The following is a 17,287-nucleotide window of genomic DNA, read 5'->3' on the forward strand; positions in this document are numbered from 1 at the left end:
CCCCCGGCCGCACCTCACACGGCGGCGGCCGGGGCCGGCCGCGTGAGGGCCCGTGCACGGTCATAGAGGTCGCGGGCGGCTGCGTTCCTCACGTACGGGCGCACCAGGGCGGTCATCGCCTTCACGCGCTCGTCGGCGCGCCCCGACTGGACCATGGGGTAGTCGTCGAGGGCCAGGTGCCAGGTGGCGCACGCCGCTTCGAGGTGGCCGGCCTCCCGTTGCCACTCGGCCAGCGTGGCCCTGTGCCGCACCCGGGCGCGCCGGTAGACGCTGTGCCGCACCCTGTCCGACTGCCGCATGGCCTCGATGGCACCGGGCACGTCGCCCAGTTCGTGACGCACCTGGCCGACGTGGTAGTTCAGCGACGCCGGATCGTACGAACCGAATGCCTTGCCCCGCGCTTCCGCGCGATCCATGGCGGCCTCCGCCTCGCGGACATACCGGAGCGCCGCTGCACGGTCCCCGGTCTGCGCGGCCGCGTGCCCCTGCTGCCCGGCGAGGAAAGCCCGCATACGAGGTCCGGCCGCGGGAGCGGCGGCGGCTGCCGCGTCCGCCAGTTCCAGGGCCCGGTCGCCGTGTCCCAGGTCGACAGCCTGCACGCTCATGCCACGCAGGGTCGTGCAGTACGTCAGGTGGTCCTCAGCCGCTCCCGCCAGTTCCAAGGCCTTGAGGTAGTAGCGCTGCGCGAGGCCGTGCAGCCCTTCGTCCACGGCCATGTACCCGGTCAGATAGAGCAGGTCGGAAGCGGCCGACAGCATCGCCCGGCGCACCTCGGCGGACGCGTCGGCGCGCAGGTACGCCGCCACTGTGTTGACCATGAACGAAGCCGCCATGGGACGCGCGTGACGACCGCCGAACTGGTCGTCGAGTTCGGAAACGCGCTCTGTCATGGCGACGACCATGTCCACATCGCTCATACCGATCCGTGTAACCCGCCCGGACTCCACCGCCACGGCCCGCCCGATCACATCGGGCCAGCCGGGGATCGTGAGCGCCACGGAGAACAGCCCTGCTCCCAGAACGCCGCGCCGGGACGGATCCATATCCTGCCTCCCCAGGTCGACGATTCCCTCCACACCGCCCGCACCGACGTCCGAGCGGCCCCTCGGGGCGGGCAGGCCGGCCTCGGCGTGGGTCACCGGACGGCTGAACCGGCGCGAGAACGCTAGGCGGCCGAGGGCCACGTTGGGTTCGCGATCCGGCATTGCCTTCAACTCCCCTGCCAGGTGCGGACTTTCAAGGCTTTCAAGTCCTGACGCCACTCCAACGGTATCACTCTCCGAGATCGGGAGATTACGTAGAGGCAGAGGCGAATTCGGCTTCCCCATGAGGAGGAGATCCCATGAACGTGGATGAACTGTTCACCGGCGACCTGGTGACCGGCGTACCGGCCATGAGCGCCGCACTGCGGGACAAGATGCCGGGCGGCGGCGACAACAACGGCGACCACTGCAAGTGATCCACGCATGACGTGCGGCGGGGCGGGCCGGACCGGACCGGCCGGGCCCCGCCGCACCACTCTCGAAAGGTGACCACATGCTCTCGATGCGTCTCTGCCTGGCGGATCTGGACCGCCCGTACTGGCTTTTCCGCGAGGGGCGCTGGGTGAGTGGAGCCAGTTGGATCAAGTCGGCGTCCGTCCCGGTTCTGGGCACGGAGTTCGACGACGACCAGTACCCGAGCGTTACTTTCACGGTGAAGGAGTGCAAGGGGGCAGGGGCGGTCTTCGACTTCGTCACCGTCACGGTGCGCCCGGGAGAAGTCCGGGTGTCGGCGGGTCTGTTCGGTACGGCCCCCGTGTACCTCGTGGCCATCGGTGACGTGCTGCACGCATCATGGGACCTGGCCGAACTGTACCCGCACATTCGAGCCGACCGGCTGGTCGCGCGTGTGGTGGCCCGGGCCCTGACCAGGCAGCACCGCTACACCTCCGACACGCTGTTCGACGGGGTGTTCCGGCTCACCGAACGGGCCGCCGCCCTCTTCACACCCGCCGGCCTCACCGTGCGGTACCCGGAATCCGCCGAGCACGTCCTGTCACCCCGCTCACTGCGCACCGGCGTAGACCCGGTGGACGTATTCGACGCCCTGCTGTCCGAGGCCGTCCGCGAGGCCCCGACGGCGGCTGGGTGCGTAGGGGTCGAACTCTCGGGCGGGGCCGATTCCGGCAATGTCGCCCTGGCCGTGCGCGGAGTCGGTTTCCATCGGGTGCACAGTTTCGGGCTCCTGATGGACGGCGGCATGGGCATCGATCAGCGGGCGCGCCGACAGGCGCTGGTGGATCACTGCGGCTTTGCCGATACGCCCGTTCCCGCCATGCGCTATCCGCCCTTCGCACCTGGCGGGGTGCGGGCACTGGGCGAACCCCACGATCCTGCCGGCGCGTTCTACCAAGAGGCATTCGACGTCGTTCGCGCTCAGGCAGCGGTCCACGGCTGCGAAGTGGTTTTCACGGGCAGCGGCGGCGATGAGATCAACGCCCACCATTCGCGTACGAACACGGCACTACCGGAAGCGACACCCGTGCCGTGGCTCGGCCCTCGGGCCACCGAGGCGCTCGCCGATGTGAATGAACGGTTGGCCCCGATGCCGGTGCTTCCGGTACCGACCCTGATGGCGTTCGGGCTCCACAATCCCGGTTTCCTCCGCATCGGCATCTGGCCGGTGAGCCCGCTGGTACACCCCCGCCTCGTGCGATTCATGGAGCAGTTGCCACACGAGCACAAACAGGGAAAGGCCCTGTTCCGGGAGCGCCTGCGGCGAGCCGGAATGCCGGAGACGGTCGCCTCACCACGGGAACCGGAAAATTTCCTGGGCGTCATGGAAGCAGGTCTCCGCGCGTACGGGCTCCGCATTCTGGACGGCATGACGCGGGAATCGGTGCTGGCCGACCTCGGCTACGTCGAACCCAAGGCGCTCGCCCGGGCCGGAGCCGTTGCCGAGCGCTCGCCTACGGTGTCCGACTTGCTGTGCGACGTGCTCTCCCTGGAAGTCGGCCTGCGGAGCCTCATGTGACGATGTGACGACGCCGACTCCGGGGAAGCCCACCACATGGAAGCATCGAACCTCTTCTATCGGGATCCCGCACTGTACGACGCGGTCCAGGAGGACAACAGCGCCGCCGCCACCTGCCAAGCCCTGATCGAGCGCCACCGCCCGCGTGCCGCCACGCTGGCCGACTTCGGCTGCGGGACCGGTCGGGACCTGGCGATCCTGGCCAAGCGCTTCGAGTGCGTCGGCGTGGACCTCCAGCCCGGTTTGGTCGAGTACGCACACCGGATACGACCCGCACTCGACATCCGCATCGGCGACATGCGCACCGTCCGCCTCCAGCGGTGTCTGGACGCCATGACATGTCTCGGCAATTCTCTGGCCTACATCCACGAGAACGACGACATCAGCGCCGTCTTCGCCACCTTCGCCGCGCACGCGCTCCCCGGCGCCCTTCTCGTCCTTTGCTCGCCCGTATCGCCCATCATCCGCCCGGAGGCGACCAGCGCGACCGTCAGGACACCGACGGGCTCCGCCCAGGTCACCATCAGCTACGAATGGGACCTGCGAACGCAGATCAACACCATGCACAGGCACTGGGCCCTGCCATCGGGCGACGACGCGCGGGACACGGTCCGTCGACGCGTACTCTTCCCGCGCGAGTTGGAGCACTACGCGTCCAGCGCGGGCTTCGAGGTGCTGGACATGCTGAACGGCCCCCCAAGCGCCACCCTCACCGGCCCGGTGGCCTACACGGTGGCCCGGTACGCCCCATGAGTCCAGACGCTCTCTTTTCAAGCCCGCGATACCCGGGTCGCGCATACCGGCGGCGCTGCCGGCCCGGACCCGGGCCGCATGCCACCGGTCGGCGTGCCTGAGGGCCTCGGACGGTACGCCCGCGCAGCCCCCCCGGGCGGACCGGGGCCAGGGGCCTCAGCCCTTTACGCAGATGACCTGCTTGAGCTTGGCGACGACCTCGACGAGGTCGCGCTGCTGGTCGATGACCTGCTCGATGGGCTTGTAGGCGGCCGGGATCTCGTCGACGACGCCGGAGTCCTTGCGGCATTCGACGCCGCGGGTCTGGTCCTCCAGGTCCTTGGCGGTGAACCGCTTCTTCGCGGCGCCGCGGCTCATGCGGCGGCCCGCGCCGTGGGAGGCGGAGTTGAAGGAGGCGGCGTTGCCGAGGCCGCGGACGATGTAGGAGCCGGTGCCCATGGAGCCGGGGATGATGCCGTACTCGCCACTGCCCGCGCGGATGGCCCCCTTGCGGGTGACGAGCAGGTCCATGCCGTCGTAGCGCTCCTCGGCCACGTAGTTGTGGTGGCAGGAGATGACGGGGTCGAAGGTGACGCGCGCCTTCTTGAACTCCCGGCGGACGACGTCCTGGAAGAGGGCCATCATGATGGCGCGGTTGTGCTTCGCGTACTCCTGCGCCCAGAACAGGTCGTGCCGGTACGCCGCCATCTGCGGGGTGTCGGCGATGAAGACGGCGAGGTCGCGGTCGACGAGACCCTGGTTGTGCGGGAGGTCGCGCGCCGTGCCGATGTGGTGCTCGGCGAGTTCCTTGCCGATGTTCCGGGAGCCGGAGTGCAGCATCAGCCAGACGGCGCCCGTTTCATCGAACGTAACTTCGATGAAGTGGTTGCCCGAGCCCAGCGACCCCATCTGCTTCACCGCCCGCCCCTGCCGGAATCGCACCGCCTCCGCCACGCCGTCGAAGCGCGCCCAGAAGTCGTCCCAGCCGGCCGTCGGGAAGCCGTGCAGCCGGCCCGGGTCCACCGGGTCGTCGTGCATCGCCCGGCCGACCGGGATGGCCTGCTCGATCTTGGAGCGGAGCCGTGAGAGGTCGCCCGGCAGGTCGTTGGCGGTGAGCGAGGTCTTGACCGCCGACATGCCGCAGCCGATGTCCACGCCGACCGCGGCCGGGCAGACCGCCCCCTCCATCGCGATCACCGAGCCGACCGTCGCGCCCTTGCCGAAGTGCACGTCCGGCATCACGGCCAGGCCCTTGATCCACGGCAGGGTGGAGACGTTGCGCAGTTGCTGCATCGCGACGCCCTCGACCGTCGCCGGATCGGCCCACATGCGGATCGGGACCTGCGCCCCGGGCACCTCGGTGTACGACATGACTTACCTCATTCCCCCACAAAATCCGAAAAACGCAAAAGCCGGACCTAATGTCGGATTGACGGCGGAGAACCGGCAGGCGCGGCAGTACGTGCGGTAGACATTGTTTCCAGCCGCCGCCTTGGGGCGGCAACCAGTTTTCCGGCGAAACCGGTGAAACCAACCGGCGGGCACCGGCGAGACCAATCGGTGGGAACCGGTGCGACCAGCCGGCGGGACCAACCGGTGAGAGGAGCCCTGAACAGTGCAGCGAAAGGCGTACGCACCGGTCGCCGCACTGGCCGCGGCCGTGCTCACCGTCGGCCTGGCGAGCGGCTGCAGCACGGGCTCCGGGACCACCGGCACCGGCGAGGACCCCAAGTCCGGCGAGTCCAGCCCGTCCGCGACCGCCGCCCAGCCCGGCAAGTTCCAGACGCTCCCCGAGCCCTGCGGCAAGGTCAGCCGCAAGACGCTGAGGACGATGCTGCCCGGCGTCGACGACCAGAGCGACCAGGACGCCGAGAAGACGTACGACGGCCAGCCCGCCCTCACCTACGACACCGACCGCCGCGTCGGCTGCCGCTGGAGCCTCGAAGGGCCCGACGGCACCCGCCATCTGAGCGTCGACTACGAGCGCGTCGTCTCCTACGACCCCGAGGTCAGCGACGACGACCGGGCGCGGCAGCTCTACGAGGCGCGGGCCAGCGCCGCCGACATCCCGATCGGCACCCCCTCGGGCCACCCGCCCGGCACCCCCGCCGGCAACCCGTCCGCCGGCTCCCCGAAGAACCAAGGAAAGGATAGAAAGGGGGACAAAGCGGGCGGCGGGACCTCCGCCCAGCTCACCGCCGAAGGAGACGCCGAAGTCGACGCCGACACGAGCCCCACCCCCACCGCCACCGGCATCCCCTCCGCCCCCGCCTCCCCCACCGCGAACGCCGCCGACCTCGCCCCCCGCACCCTCGACGACCTCGCCGACGACGCCTTCCTCAACGACCGGCTCGCCACCGCCGACTCCGGCGTGCACCGCGACATCACCATCGTCTTCCGCTCCTCCAACGTCCTCGTCACCGTCGGATACGACCAGTGGGCGGCCGACAAGCGGCACATCCCCAGCAGCGAAGACCTCCAGAGCAAGGCCCGCGGGGTGGCCCAGGAGCTCGCCGGACACTTCAGCGACTGACCCCCTCGCGGCCCGTTCCGGCGAGTATCGGCAGACTTGAGCCGCGCCCGCGCCCCGGCCGCGTACCGTGCCGATTGCCCCGTCCGGTCCCCGCCGGCCCCGGCACCGGTACCGCCCGGCCACCCCGCCGGCCCGCCCGTCGACACCGAATGAGCGAAGGACCCATGCACAGAACAGCCCCGCGACTCGCCCGAATCCTCGCCTGCGGAGCAGTACCGGTGATGCTCGTCGCCACCGGCTGCTCCGACGACTCCGGCTCGAAGAAGAAGGACTCGTCGAGCTCGTCCTCCGCCTCCGCCCCCTCCTCCGCCAGCGCGTCGCCCACCGTCGCGCCGGCCGCGTTCTCCAAGCTCCCCGAGGCATGCAAGGAGATCTCCACGAAGACGGTGGAGAAACTGGTGCCCAACGTGAAGGAGAAGAACGGCAAGGTCCTCAAGCCGCCCAGGAACGACAGCTCCACCTCCTGCATGTGGAACGGCACGGACGACGACGACGTCAAGAACATGCAGTACCGCTACCTCGCCATCGACCTCAACCTCTTCCCCTCCCACCCCACCCTCGGCTCCGGCGACCAGCGCGCCAAGGCGTACGTCCCGCAGGAATCCGACAAGGCCGCCAAGGCGGACGGCGCGAAGAACGTCAAGACCGGCACCGCCGACGGCGTCGGCGACCAGGCCGTCACCGTCAAGGCCGAGTCCAAGAGGGACGGCGACGACTACCGTGACCAGCGGGTCGTCGCCCGTACGGCCAACGCCGTCGTCACCGTGCAGTACAACGGCGCCGGGTTCCAGGGCGCCAAGTCGCCCGACGCCGACGACCTGCTGAAGCAGGCGGTGGCCGCCGCCAAGGAGGCTCTCGCCTCCGTCGCCGCCGCAAACAAGTAGCTCATAGCAACAGCCGCCGCGCCCCGCCCCGAACGGGTGTGCCAGTCTTGGCGCGCCGGTATTCGAGGGCGGGGAGGGATCGCGGGTGTCCGCGACGGAAGTGACCAAGCTGACGCGTACGCACCGCATACTGATCGGGCTCGTCGTGGCGGGCGCGGTGGTGATCGCCGGGATCGGCTTCGCCGGCTCGTACGCCGCCGTGCGCGACCTCGCGCTCGAAAAGGGCTTCGGCGGCTTCGCCAACGTCCTGCCGATCGGCGTCGACGCCGGCATCGTCGTCCTCCTGGCCCTGGACCTGCTCCTGACCTGGACCCGCATCCCCTTTCCGCTGCTGCGCCAGACCGCGTGGCTGCTCACCGCCGCCACCATCGCCTTCAACGGCGCCGCCGCCTGGCCCGACCCGCTCGGCGTCGGCATGCACGCCGTCATCCCGGTGCTCTTCGTCGTCTCCGTCGAAGCGGCCCGGCACGCCGTCGGGCGGATCGCCGACATCACCGCCGACCGCCACATGGAAGGCGTCCGCCTCACCCGCTGGCTGCTCTCCCCCATCCCCACGTTCCGCCTGTGGCGGCGGATGAAGCTGTGGGAACTGCGCAGCTACGAACAGGTCATCCAGCTCGAACAGGAACGCCTCGTCTATCGCGCCCGGCTCCAGGCCCGCTACGGCCGCGCCTGGCGGCGCAAGGCGCCCGTCGAATCCCTCATGCCGTTGCGCTTGGCGCGCTTCGGCGTCCCCCTCTCCCAAACCGGCCCAGCCGGCCTCGCCGCCGCCGGCATCACCCCCTCCCTGGCCATCACGGCACTGGCCGCGCCACTGCCGCGCGACACCCCGCCCCCGGGGACGGCCGTAGTCGCCCCTGCCTCGGCCCCCGGGGCCCCCGAGGTCACCCCCGCCCCGGCCCCGGCCGCCGCCGGGAAGCAGCTCACCGCCGGGCAGGGCCCGGCGGAAGAGGCCCCTGCCGGCGCAGCCCCTGCGGGAGAGGCCCCCGCCGGGGCGGGGCAGGCCGCTGGCGCGGCGGAGGGCACCGGTACGGGCCCGGTCGCCGGGGACGCAGAGGGCGCCGGTACGTTGCCGGCTGCGGGCGCAGCGCCGGGCGCGGGCGTAGCCCAGGTTGCGGGCGCGCCGCAGGCCGCGGGCGCGGGACACGCTGCGGGTACGGGACAGGGCATCGCCGCCGGGCAGCCCGCTGGCAACGGCCCCGCCCCAGGCGTGGAACAGTCCTCGGCCGTAGGCCAGCAGACGGGCGCGATGCCAGGGGCTGGTGCCGGCCAGCCCGCAGGCGCCGGTCAGTCCGCCGGGGCGGCGCAGGCTGCAGGTACGGGACAGGGCATCGCCGCCGGGCAGCCTGCTGGCCAGGGCCGCGTTCCGGGCATGGAACAGACCGCCCGTGCGGCACACGGAGCGGCCGGGGCGCAGCAGGCGGACGCGCCGCAAGGCGCCGGTACCGCCCAGCCTGCGGGCGCTGGTCAGTTCGCCGGGGCGGCGCTAGCCGCAGGCGCATCGCAGGCTGCGGGGGCGGGACACGCTGCGGGTACGGGGCAAGGCATTGCCGCCGGGCAGCCTGGTGGCCAGGGCCGCGTTCCAAGCATGGAACAGACCACCCGTGCGGCTGGCGCCGGCCAACCCGCAGGCGCGGGGCAGTTCGCCGGGGCGGCGCAAGCCGCAGGCTCGACGCAGGGCGCGAGCGCGGGACAGTTCACTGACGCGGCGCAAGGCAGTGAGGCGGGCGCGGGGTGGTTCACCGGCGCAGCGCAGGCTGCGGGGACGGGCCACGGCGTCGCCGCCGGGCAGCCTGGTGGCCAGGGCTACACCCCAGGCATGGAACAGACCACCCATGCGGCACACGGCACGGCCGGGGCGCAGCAGGCAGCCGCGCCGCAAGGCGCTGGTACCGCCCAGCCCGCGGGCGCCGGTCAGTCCGCCGGGGCGGCGCAGGCTGCGGGTACGGGACAGGGCATCGCCGCTGGGCAGCCTGCTGGCCAGGGCCGCGTTCCGGGCATGGAACAGACCACCCATGCAGCGCACGGCACAGCCGGGGCGCAGCAGGCAGCCGCGCCGCAAGGCGCCGGTACCGCCCAGCCTGCGGGTGCTGGTCAGTTCGCCGGGGCGCACGGCGCGCCGCAAGGCGCCGGTACCGCCCAGCCCGCAGGCGCCGGTCAGTTCGCCGGAGCGGCGCGAGCCGCAGGTTCGATGCAGGGTGCGAGCGCGGGACAGTTCAGTGGCGCAGCGCATGGTGGCGAGGCGGGCTCGGGGTGGTTCGCTCGGGGGCAGGGCGGGGGTGTGGGGCCGCAGGCGGCCGCCGCCGAGCAGCCGGGCGCCGGGCAGGGTTCCACCGGGCCGGAGGCCGTCACGCACCAAGCCCAGGCGCCCGCCACCCAGCAGTTTCCGGCCGCCGGCGGGCAGGTGGCCGGTGCGGGGGAGCCGCAGTATGTGCCGGATGAGCCGCACGTCAATCCGTGGTTCGTGGCGCCGGCCGCGCCGGCCGCGGCGGCGGGGGCTGAGGACGCTCATGAGGAGCAGTTGTTCTCGGCCTATCGGCGGTATACGGAGGACAACGGGGAGTTCCCCAACGCCCGGCAGCTCGGCCGGCATCTCGCCGATGTCGACGGGGTCACCAACGAGAGCGGCGGGCCGCTCACCGAGGGCCATCTGCGCGGGTTCCTGCGCGAGTTCCGGCACCGGTACCGGTCGGAGGCCGGTGACGACGTCGGGGCCGGCGAGGACGTAGGTGCCGACAGCGGGCGCTGACCAGCGCCACGACGGAGGGCCGCCGCCCGGTTCATCCACCGGGTGACGGCCCTCTGTCCCGTAAGCGGCCAGCGGCAAGCGCCAGGCGTCAGACATCAAGCGCTACGCGCCCAGCAGCTTGCGCACCCGCTCCGCCCCCACCGCCAGCAGCAGCGTGGGCAGGCGCGGGCCCGTGTCGCGGCTCACCAGCAGCCGGTACAGGAGCGCGAAGAACGAGCGCTGCGCGACCTTCAGCTCCGGCGTCGGCTTGGCGTCCGGGGCCAGGCCCGCCTGGATCTTCGGCACGCCGTAGACGAGCGTGGTCAGGCCGTCGAGCGACCAGTGCTCGTCGAGCCCGGCCAGCAGCAGCCGCAGCGACTCGCGCGCCTCGTCGTCCAGGGACGCCAGCAGCTCGGCGTCGGGCTCGTCGCGCAGGATCGTCCGCTGTTCGGCCGGGACCTGGGTGGTGACCCAGTGCTGCGCGCGGTCGAGCCGGGGCCGGGTCTCGTCGAGGGAGGCGACCGGGTTGGCCGGGTCGAGTTCGCTGAGGATGCGCAGCGTCTGCTCGTCCTGGCCGCCGGTGATGTCCACGACCGAGGCGAGCGTGCGGTACGGCAGCGGGCGCGGCGTCCTCGGCAGTTCGGCGGCGGCCGTCCTGGTGGCGCGCCCGTACGCGGCGACGTCGCCCGGCTGCGCCGACCCGTCGGCGATCTTGCGCTCCAGGGCGTCCCACTCGTCGTACAGCCGCTGGATCTCCTGGTCGAAGGCGATCTTGAAGGACTGGTTGGGCTTGCGCCGCGCGTACAGCCAGCGCAGCAGCGGCGCCTCCATGATCTCCAGCGCGTCGGCCGGGGTCGGCACGCCGCCCTTGGACGACGACATCTTGGCCATGCCGCTGATGCCGACGAAGGCGTACATCGGGCCGATCGGCTGCCGGCCGTCGAAGACCTCGCGGACGATCTGGCCGCCGACGACGTACGAGGAGCCGGGCGAGGAGTGGTCGACGCCGCTGGGCTCGAAGACGACGCCCTCGTACGCCCAGCGCATCGGCCAGTCGACCTTCCAGACCAGCTTGCCGCGGTCGTGCTCGCGCAGCAGCACCGTCTCCTCGTGGCCGCAGACGCAGGTGTAGGTCAGCTCGGTCGACTCGTCGTCGTACGCGGTGACGGTCGTCAGGTCGCGGTCGCACACGGAGCAGTACGGCTTGTACGGGAAGTAGCCCGCGCCGCCCGCGCTGCCGTCGTCCTCGCTCGCCGCGCCGGAGCCCTCGGCGGCCTCCAGCTCGGCCTCGTCGACGGGCTTCTGGCCCTGCTTCTGCTTCTGCTGCTGGCCCTTGGCCGGGCCGGCCGCCGCGCCCGGCTTCTCCTTCGTCCGGTACCGGTCGAGGATCTCGTCGATCCGGCCGCGCTCGCGCATGGCGTGCAGGATCTGCTCGCGGTACGCGCCGGACGTGTACTGCTCGGTCTGGCTGATGCCGCGGAACTCGACGCCCAACTCCTCCAGCGCCTTGATCATCGGCGCCTTGAAGTGCTCGGCCCAGTTGGGGTACGGGCTGCCGGGCGGGGCCGGCACCGAGGTGAGCGGCTTGCCGATGTGCTCCGACCAGGACGGGTCGATACCGGCCGGAACCTTGCGGTACCGGTCGTAGTCGTCCCAGGAGATGATGTGCACGACATCGTGCCCCCGGCGCCGGATCTCGTCGGCCACCAGGTGCGGGGTCATGACCTCGCGCAGGTTGCCCAGATGGATCGGGCCGGAGGGGCTGAGGCCCGAGGCGCAGACAATGGGTTTGCCGGGGGCATGGCGCTCCGCCTCGGCAATGACCTCGTCGGCGAATCGGGAGACCCAGTCGGCCTCGGTGCTCTGAGCCACGTTCGGCACTTCCTTCCTTGCGGTCATGGCGTCGACCATTGTCCCAGACGGCAAGGGTGCCCCGGGGGTTCCGCGACCGCCCGTGAATTAACCGGCGGGCGGGCCGACGGGCCCCGGGGACGCCGCCTCACCAGGGGCCCGTGCCGCCTCACCCCGGCCCGTACCGCCTCACCCCGGCCCGTGCCCCCTCACCACGCCCCGTGCCGCCGTATCACGGCCCCTACCCCCGGAAAATCCGGCCGGGCAGGCACACGCCCCGTGGGATACTTGGCAGCGACCTATACGACCTCTCACGGAACGGCAACCCATGGCTTCGGTCCCTTCCCTCGCCGCCACGGTCCACCAGCGCGTCGCGGACGCCCTCTCGGCTGCTCTGCCGGAGGCCGGCGCCGCCGACCCGCTGCTGCGACGCAGCGACCGGGCGGACTTCCAGGCCAACGGGATGCTGGCGCTGGCGAAGAAGCTGAAGAGCAACCCCCGCGAGTTGGCCGCCAAGGTCGTCGAGGGGCTGCCGGCCGGTGAGCTGATCGCCGGCGTCGAGGTCTCCGGGCCCGGGTTCCTCAACATCACCATCGCCGACTCCGCGATCACGAACACGCTCGCGGCCCGCGCCGCCGACGACCGGCTGGGCGTCCCGTACGCGCCGGACCCGGGCACCACGGTCATCGACTACTCCCAGCCCAATGTGGCCAAGGAGATGCACGTCGGCCATCTGCGCTCGACGGTGATCGGCGACGCGATCGTCAAGATCCTGGAGCACCGGGGCGAGACGGTGATCCGCCGCCACCACATCGGCGACTGGGGCACCCAGTTCGGCATGCTCATCCAGTACCTGATCGAGCACCCCGCCGAGCTGGACCACGCCTCCGACTCCGCCGGCGGCGCGGAGGGCGAGGGCGAGGCCGCCATGGCGCGCCTGAACCGCCTCTACAAGGCGTCGCGCGCGGTCTTCGACTCCGACGAGGAGTTCAAGGCCCGCGCCCGGGACCGGGTGGTCGCCCTCCAGTCCGGCGACGCGGAGACCCTCGCCCTCTGGCACAAGATCGTCGACGAGTCGAAGATCTACTTCCAGGGCGTGTACGAGAAGCTCGACGTGGAGATCCGCGACGCGGACATCGTCGGCGAGAGCGCGTACAACGACGACCTGATGAACGTCGTCAAGGAGCTGGAGGAGTCCGGCGTCGCCGTCCGCTCCGACGGCGCCCTGTGCGTCTTCTTCGACGACGTCAAGGGCCCGGACGGCAACCCGACGCCGCTCATCGTGCAGAAGTCCAACGGCGGCTTCGGCTACGCGGCCACCGACCTCGCCGCCATCCGCGACCGGGTCGGCAAACTGGGCGCCGACACCCTCCTCTACGTCGTGGACGCCCGCCAGGCGCTGCACTTCCGGATGGTCTTCGAGACCGCCCGCCGGGCCGGCTGGCTCCCCGAGGACACCGCGCGGCAGCTCCCCTTCGGGACCGTGCTCGGCAAGGACGGCAAGCCCTTCAAGACCCGTGAGGGCGAGACGGTCCGGCTGGTCGACCTGCTGGACGAGGCGATCGACCGCGCCTCTGCCGTCGTGCGGGAGAAGGCCCAGGACCTCACCGAGGAGGAGATCGCCGAGCGCGGCGCGCAGGTGGGCATCGGCGCGGTCAAGTACGCGGACCTGTCCACGTCGCTGACCCGCGACTACGTCTTCGACCTGGACCGGATGGTGTCCCTCAACGGCGACACCAGCGTGTACCTCCAGTACGCGTACGCGCGTATCCAGTCCATCCTGCGCAAGGCGGACGGCAAGCGGCCCGTTCCCCACCCGGAGCTGCCGCTGGCCCCCGCCGAGCGGGCGCTGGGCCTGCACCTCGACGACTTCGCCGAGATCCTGGCGTCGGTCGCCGAGACGTACGAGCCGCACAAGCTCGCCGCGTACCTCTACCAGCTCGCCTCGCTCTACACGACGTTCTACGACCAGTGCCCGGTCCTCAAGGCCGAGGTCCCCGCCGACGTGGCCGAAAACCGGCTCTTCCTGTGCGAGCTGACCGGCCGCACGCTGCGGCAGGGCATGGCGCTCCTGGGCATCCGCACCCCCGAGCGCCTGTAGGGGCCTCGGCACAGGGCAGGTCCACCATGAGGGCCGGCCCGTGAAAGATCGTCGGCACAGGGCCGGTCCTCCACCACGAGGACCGGCCCTGTACGCACGTACGGGCCCCGTTCTCCACGCACGTACGGGCCCGTTCTCCACGCACGTACGGGCCCTCTCCGAACCACCACCCCTTCGCTTCCGAGCGATTCCGACCGTTTCTCTTCGATGTCGTCGACCGTTGGTCAGACAGGGACTGAAGTGTGCGGGCGTCTCGCCGTGCGAAAGGAAACCCATGGTGTTCGGTACCCCCTCCGGCGCCGCCGGCGGCAGCAGATCTCGGCCCCTGCCGTCGAGGAGGTCGCTGCTGCGGGCCGCCTCCGGGCTCGGCGCGGGCGCCCTCGCGGGCGGCGCGCTCACCGGGTGTTCCCAGCGCTCCTCCAGCGCCGCCCGCGTGCGGATCTGGTCCTGGCTGTCCGGCATGGACCAGTACGTCGCCGCGTTCAACTCCGCCCAGCGCGACATCCACGTCCAACTGAGCTCCATCGCCGCCGGCGTCTCCGGCGGCTACGCCCAACTGGCCAACGCGATCCGCGCGCACAACGCCCCCGACATCCTGCACACGGAGTACCAGGCGCTGCCGCAGATCCTGACCACCGGCGGATTGCGCGACCTGACCGACGACATGGCCGACCTCGCCGACGGGTTCCTCCCGGCCGCGTGGCGCGGCGTCCGCCCCGGCGGCCGGACCTGGGCCGTGCCCATGGACTTCTGCCCGATGACGTTCTTCTACCGCAAGGACCTCTACGACGAGGCGGGCATCGGGGCGCCCCGCACCTGGGAGGAGTTCGCGCGGGCCGCCACGGCCGTACGCCGGGCCGACCCCGAGGCGCGGATCGCCACCTTCCCCATCAACGACGGCGCGTTCTTCGCCGGGATGGCCTGGCAGACCGGGGACCCGTGGTGGCGGATCGCCGCCAACTCCTGGCAGGTCGGCATCGACGGCGAGGGCACCATGGCCCTGGCCGGCTACTGGCAGGACCTGATCGCCTCCGGGAAGGTCGCCCACACGGCCGTCGCCACGCAGAGCTGGGCCTCCGCGATACACCGCGGCAAGCTCTGGGGCATGCTCGGCGCCACCTGGGGCGTGGGCACGATCAAGAGGTCCCTGGCCGCGGACAAGGGGCGCTGGGCCCTGACCACCATGCCGACCTGGGGCGACAGGCAGGCCAACGGCGTGTTCGGCGGCTCGGCCTTCGGCGTCTCGGCGGAGAGCGAGGTCCCGGAGGCGGCGCTCACGTTCCTGCGCTGGCTCGCCACCGACCCCGCCGTCCCCCGGATCGGCGCGCGGCTCACCTTCCCCTCGCCCGCCTGGGCCGCCAACCGGAAGGTGGCCCGCGCCGCCTACCAGGACGACTTCTTCACCGGCGAGCCGATCTTCGACGTGCTGGACCGGGCCGCGGTCCGCGTCCCCGAGTGGACCTGGGGGCCGACCTCGCTGAGCGTCTTCTCGGCGGTCGCCGACGTACTGGCCCCGGTGCCCACCGGAGGCACCACCGTGCCGAGGGCGATGCACAAGCTCCAGTCCTCGACGGTCGCCATGATGCGCGACCGCGGCCTCGCCGTCGCGGACGGGGGCCGGACATGACCACCACGGTGACCTCGTCCCAGCCGGCGCACCCGGCACCGCCCGCGCGAACCCAGCCCCCCGCGCCGCCGGCCCGGCCGGCGCGCCGCCGCCGCTCCACCGGCGCCGGGCTGGCCGCGCCGTTCGCCGTGCTGCTGCTCTGCACCGTGCTGGTGCCGGTCGGCTACGCCGCCTGGCTGAGCCTGTTCACCGACCGCCTCTCCGGTCTCGGCCTCGGCGGCTACCGCCAGGTCTTCGCCGGTCTCGCCACCTACGCGACCGTCCTCACCGACCCCGCCGCGCACGCGAGCGCCGCCCACGTCGCCGGCTACGCGCTGATCCACATCCCGGTGATGTTCGCCGTCGCGCTCCTCATCGCCCTGCTGCTGAACTCGGCCACCGTACGGCTGCGCCAGGTCTGGACATTGGCGGTCTTCCTGCCGTACGCGGTCCCCGGCGTGATCGCCGGTCTGATCTGGGCCTACCTCTACAGCCCCGGAATCGGCCCGCTCAGCGCGACCCCGCCGGTCGACCCGCTCAGCGACACCGGAGTACTGCCCTCCATCGTGAACATGGCGACCTGGCAGTGGACCGGCTACAACGTGATCATCTTCTACACGGCGCTCCAAACCGTCCCCCGCGAGGTACTGGAGGCCGCCCGCGCCGACGGCGCCGGGCCCCTGCGCACCGCGCTGTCCATCAAGGTCCCCATGATCCGGCCGACGCTGTTCGTCGCGCTCGTCTTCACCACCATCGGCTCGCTCCAGCTCTTCACCGAGCCCATGGTGCTGCGCACCTTCACCTCCACGGTGACCAGCACCTGGACGCCCAGCCTCTACATCTACGAAGCGGCCTTCATCAGCAACGACTACGGGCGCGCCGCCGCCGCGTCCATCCTGCTCGCCATCGCCTCGGCCCTGCTCTCGGCGCTGGTGATGCGGCTGTCCGCCCGGAAGTCCCGATGAGCGCGCCCACCATGGGAGCGGCCTCCCGCTGGGCTTCGCGCGGCGCCGTGCACGGCGCCCTCCTCCTCGCGACGCTCTACAGCGTGCTGCCGCTGATCTGGCTGGTCACCTCCGCCACCAAGTCCGTCGCCGACTTCTCCGCCACCAGCGCCTTCCAGTTCGCCGACTTCAACCTCTTCACCAACCTGACGGAGCTGTTCGCCCGCGAGGGCGGCGTCTTCTGGTACTGGATCCGCAACTCCCTGCTCTACGCGGGGCTCGGCGCCGCCCTCGGCGCCCTGATCTGCACCGCCTGCGGCTACGCCATCGCCAAGCTGGACTTCCCCGGGCGGCGGCTGCTGTTCTCGGTGACCCTCGCCGGCGTCCTGGTGCCGCCCACGGCGCTCGCCCTGCCCCTGTATCTGCTCGCCTCGCGACTGCACCTCGTGAACACCTTCTGGGCGGTGTTCCTCCCCCTGCTGACCAACCCCTTCGGCGTCTATCTCGCCCGTACGTTCGCCGACGCGTCCGTACCCGACGAGGTGCTGGCGGCGGCGCGCCTCGACGGCGCCGGCGAACCGCGCGTCTTCCTCACCATCGCGCTGCCGATGATGCTGCCCGGCTTCATCACCGTCCTGCTGTTCCAGTACGTCGCCATCTGGAACAACTTCTTCCTGCCGCTGGTCATGCTCACCGACCCCGAGCTCTTCCCCATGACCCTCGGGATCTACCAGTGGAGCACCCGCGCCCTGCAGTTCCCCGACTACAACCCCCTCGTCATCACCGGGTCCCTGCTCGCCGTCGTCCCGCTGATCACCGCCTTCGTGGTGCTCCAGCGGCAGTGGCGCGGCGGCCTGTCCGCCGGGAGCGTGGAATGACCGCAGGCGGCCGCC

The 17,287-nt window shown here is 71.6% G+C and carries 11 protein-coding genes and 1 pseudogene; 9 read left to right on the forward strand and 3 right to left on the reverse strand.

The genetic code is table 11. The annotated features are described in order from the left end of the window. Positions 1-14: 14 nt before the first annotated feature. Positions 15-1,205, reverse strand: a complete 1,191-nt coding sequence (locus IF55_RS14365; RefSeq protein ID WP_245661194.1) for an NsdA family TPR-like regulatory protein — start codon at positions 1,203-1,205, stop codon at positions 15-17. 331 nt (positions 1,206-1,536) lie between these two features. Here IF55_RS14365 and IF55_RS14370 point away from each other — a divergent pair, with 331 nt between their 5' ends. Both IF55_RS14370 and IF55_RS14375 read left to right on the forward strand, forming a co-directional pair. Then, a complete protein-coding gene (locus tag IF55_RS14370; RefSeq protein ID WP_030883330.1) occupies positions 1,537-3,015 on the forward strand; it encodes an asparagine synthase-related protein in 1,479 nt (492 codons plus the stop codon). A gap of 36 nt (positions 3,016-3,051) precedes the next feature. Further along, positions 3,052-3,768 (forward strand): class I SAM-dependent methyltransferase, encoded by a 717-nt coding sequence (locus IF55_RS14375; RefSeq protein ID WP_030883331.1) that lies wholly within the window; start codon positions 3,052-3,054, stop codon positions 3,766-3,768. A 156-nt stretch (positions 3,769-3,924) separates the two neighbouring features. Here the strand turns inward: IF55_RS14375 and IF55_RS14380 are convergent, their stop codons facing one another. Next, positions 3,925-5,118 carry an RtcB family protein gene (locus IF55_RS14380; RefSeq protein ID WP_030883332.1) on the reverse strand — a complete coding sequence of 398 codons (1,194 nt, stop codon included), beginning with the start codon at positions 5,116-5,118 and terminating at the stop codon, positions 3,925-3,927. Between the two features lie 244 nt (positions 5,119-5,362). Between IF55_RS14380 and IF55_RS14385 the strand changes: the two genes are divergently transcribed. The 3 genes and pseudogenes from IF55_RS14385 to IF55_RS41455 all read left to right on the forward strand — a co-directional run. Beyond that, a complete protein-coding gene (locus tag IF55_RS14385) occupies positions 5,363-6,280 on the forward strand; it encodes a hypothetical protein (RefSeq protein WP_030883334.1) in 918 nt (305 codons plus the stop codon). 164 nt (positions 6,281-6,444) lie between these two features. Beyond that, positions 6,445-7,164, forward strand: coding sequence for a hypothetical protein (locus IF55_RS14390; protein ID WP_030883337.1), 720 nt, complete (start codon positions 6,445-6,447; stop codon positions 7,162-7,164). A 100-nt stretch (positions 7,165-7,264) separates the two neighbouring features. Continuing rightward, positions 7,265-7,949, forward strand: a pseudogene (locus IF55_RS41455) (DUF2637 domain-containing protein); the annotation flags it as partial. Positions 7,950-10,015: 2,066 nt separating this feature from the next. Here the strand turns inward: IF55_RS41455 and lysS are convergent. Then, positions 10,016-11,791, reverse strand: coding sequence for a lysine--tRNA ligase (gene lysS / locus IF55_RS14400; RefSeq protein ID WP_030883342.1), 1,776 nt, complete (start codon positions 11,789-11,791; stop codon positions 10,016-10,018). A gap of 280 nt (positions 11,792-12,071) precedes the next feature. Here lysS and argS point away from each other — a divergent pair, with 280 nt between their 5' ends. From argS to IF55_RS14420, 4 genes are all read left to right on the forward strand, one after another. Beyond that, on the forward strand, positions 12,072-13,844 hold the full coding sequence (argS, locus tag IF55_RS14405) for an arginine--tRNA ligase (protein ID WP_030883344.1): 1,773 nt from the start codon (positions 12,072-12,074) through the stop codon (positions 13,842-13,844). A gap of 274 nt (positions 13,845-14,118) precedes the next feature. After that, entirely contained in the window at positions 14,119-15,471 is a 1,353-nt protein-coding gene (locus IF55_RS14410; protein ID WP_048831963.1) for an extracellular solute-binding protein, read from the forward strand. After that, positions 15,468-16,415 carry a carbohydrate ABC transporter permease gene (locus tag IF55_RS14415; protein WP_030883347.1) on the forward strand — a complete coding sequence of 316 codons (948 nt, stop codon included), beginning with the start codon at positions 15,468-15,470 and terminating at the stop codon, positions 16,413-16,415. Before IF55_RS14410 ends, IF55_RS14415 begins: the two co-directional genes overlap by 4 nt. Then, positions 16,412-17,272: a carbohydrate ABC transporter permease gene (locus IF55_RS14420; protein WP_030883349.1), complete on the forward strand. Its 861-nt coding sequence runs from the start codon at positions 16,412-16,414 to the stop codon at positions 17,270-17,272. The genes IF55_RS14415 and IF55_RS14420 overlap by 4 nt, the downstream gene beginning before the upstream one ends. The last annotated feature ends 15 nt before the right edge of the window (positions 17,273-17,287 follow it).

It is taken from the genome of Streptomyces varsoviensis (assembly GCF_000718635.1).
In the GTDB taxonomy this organism is placed as follows: Bacteria; Actinomycetota; Actinomycetes; order Streptomycetales; family Streptomycetaceae; genus Streptomyces; species Streptomyces varsoviensis.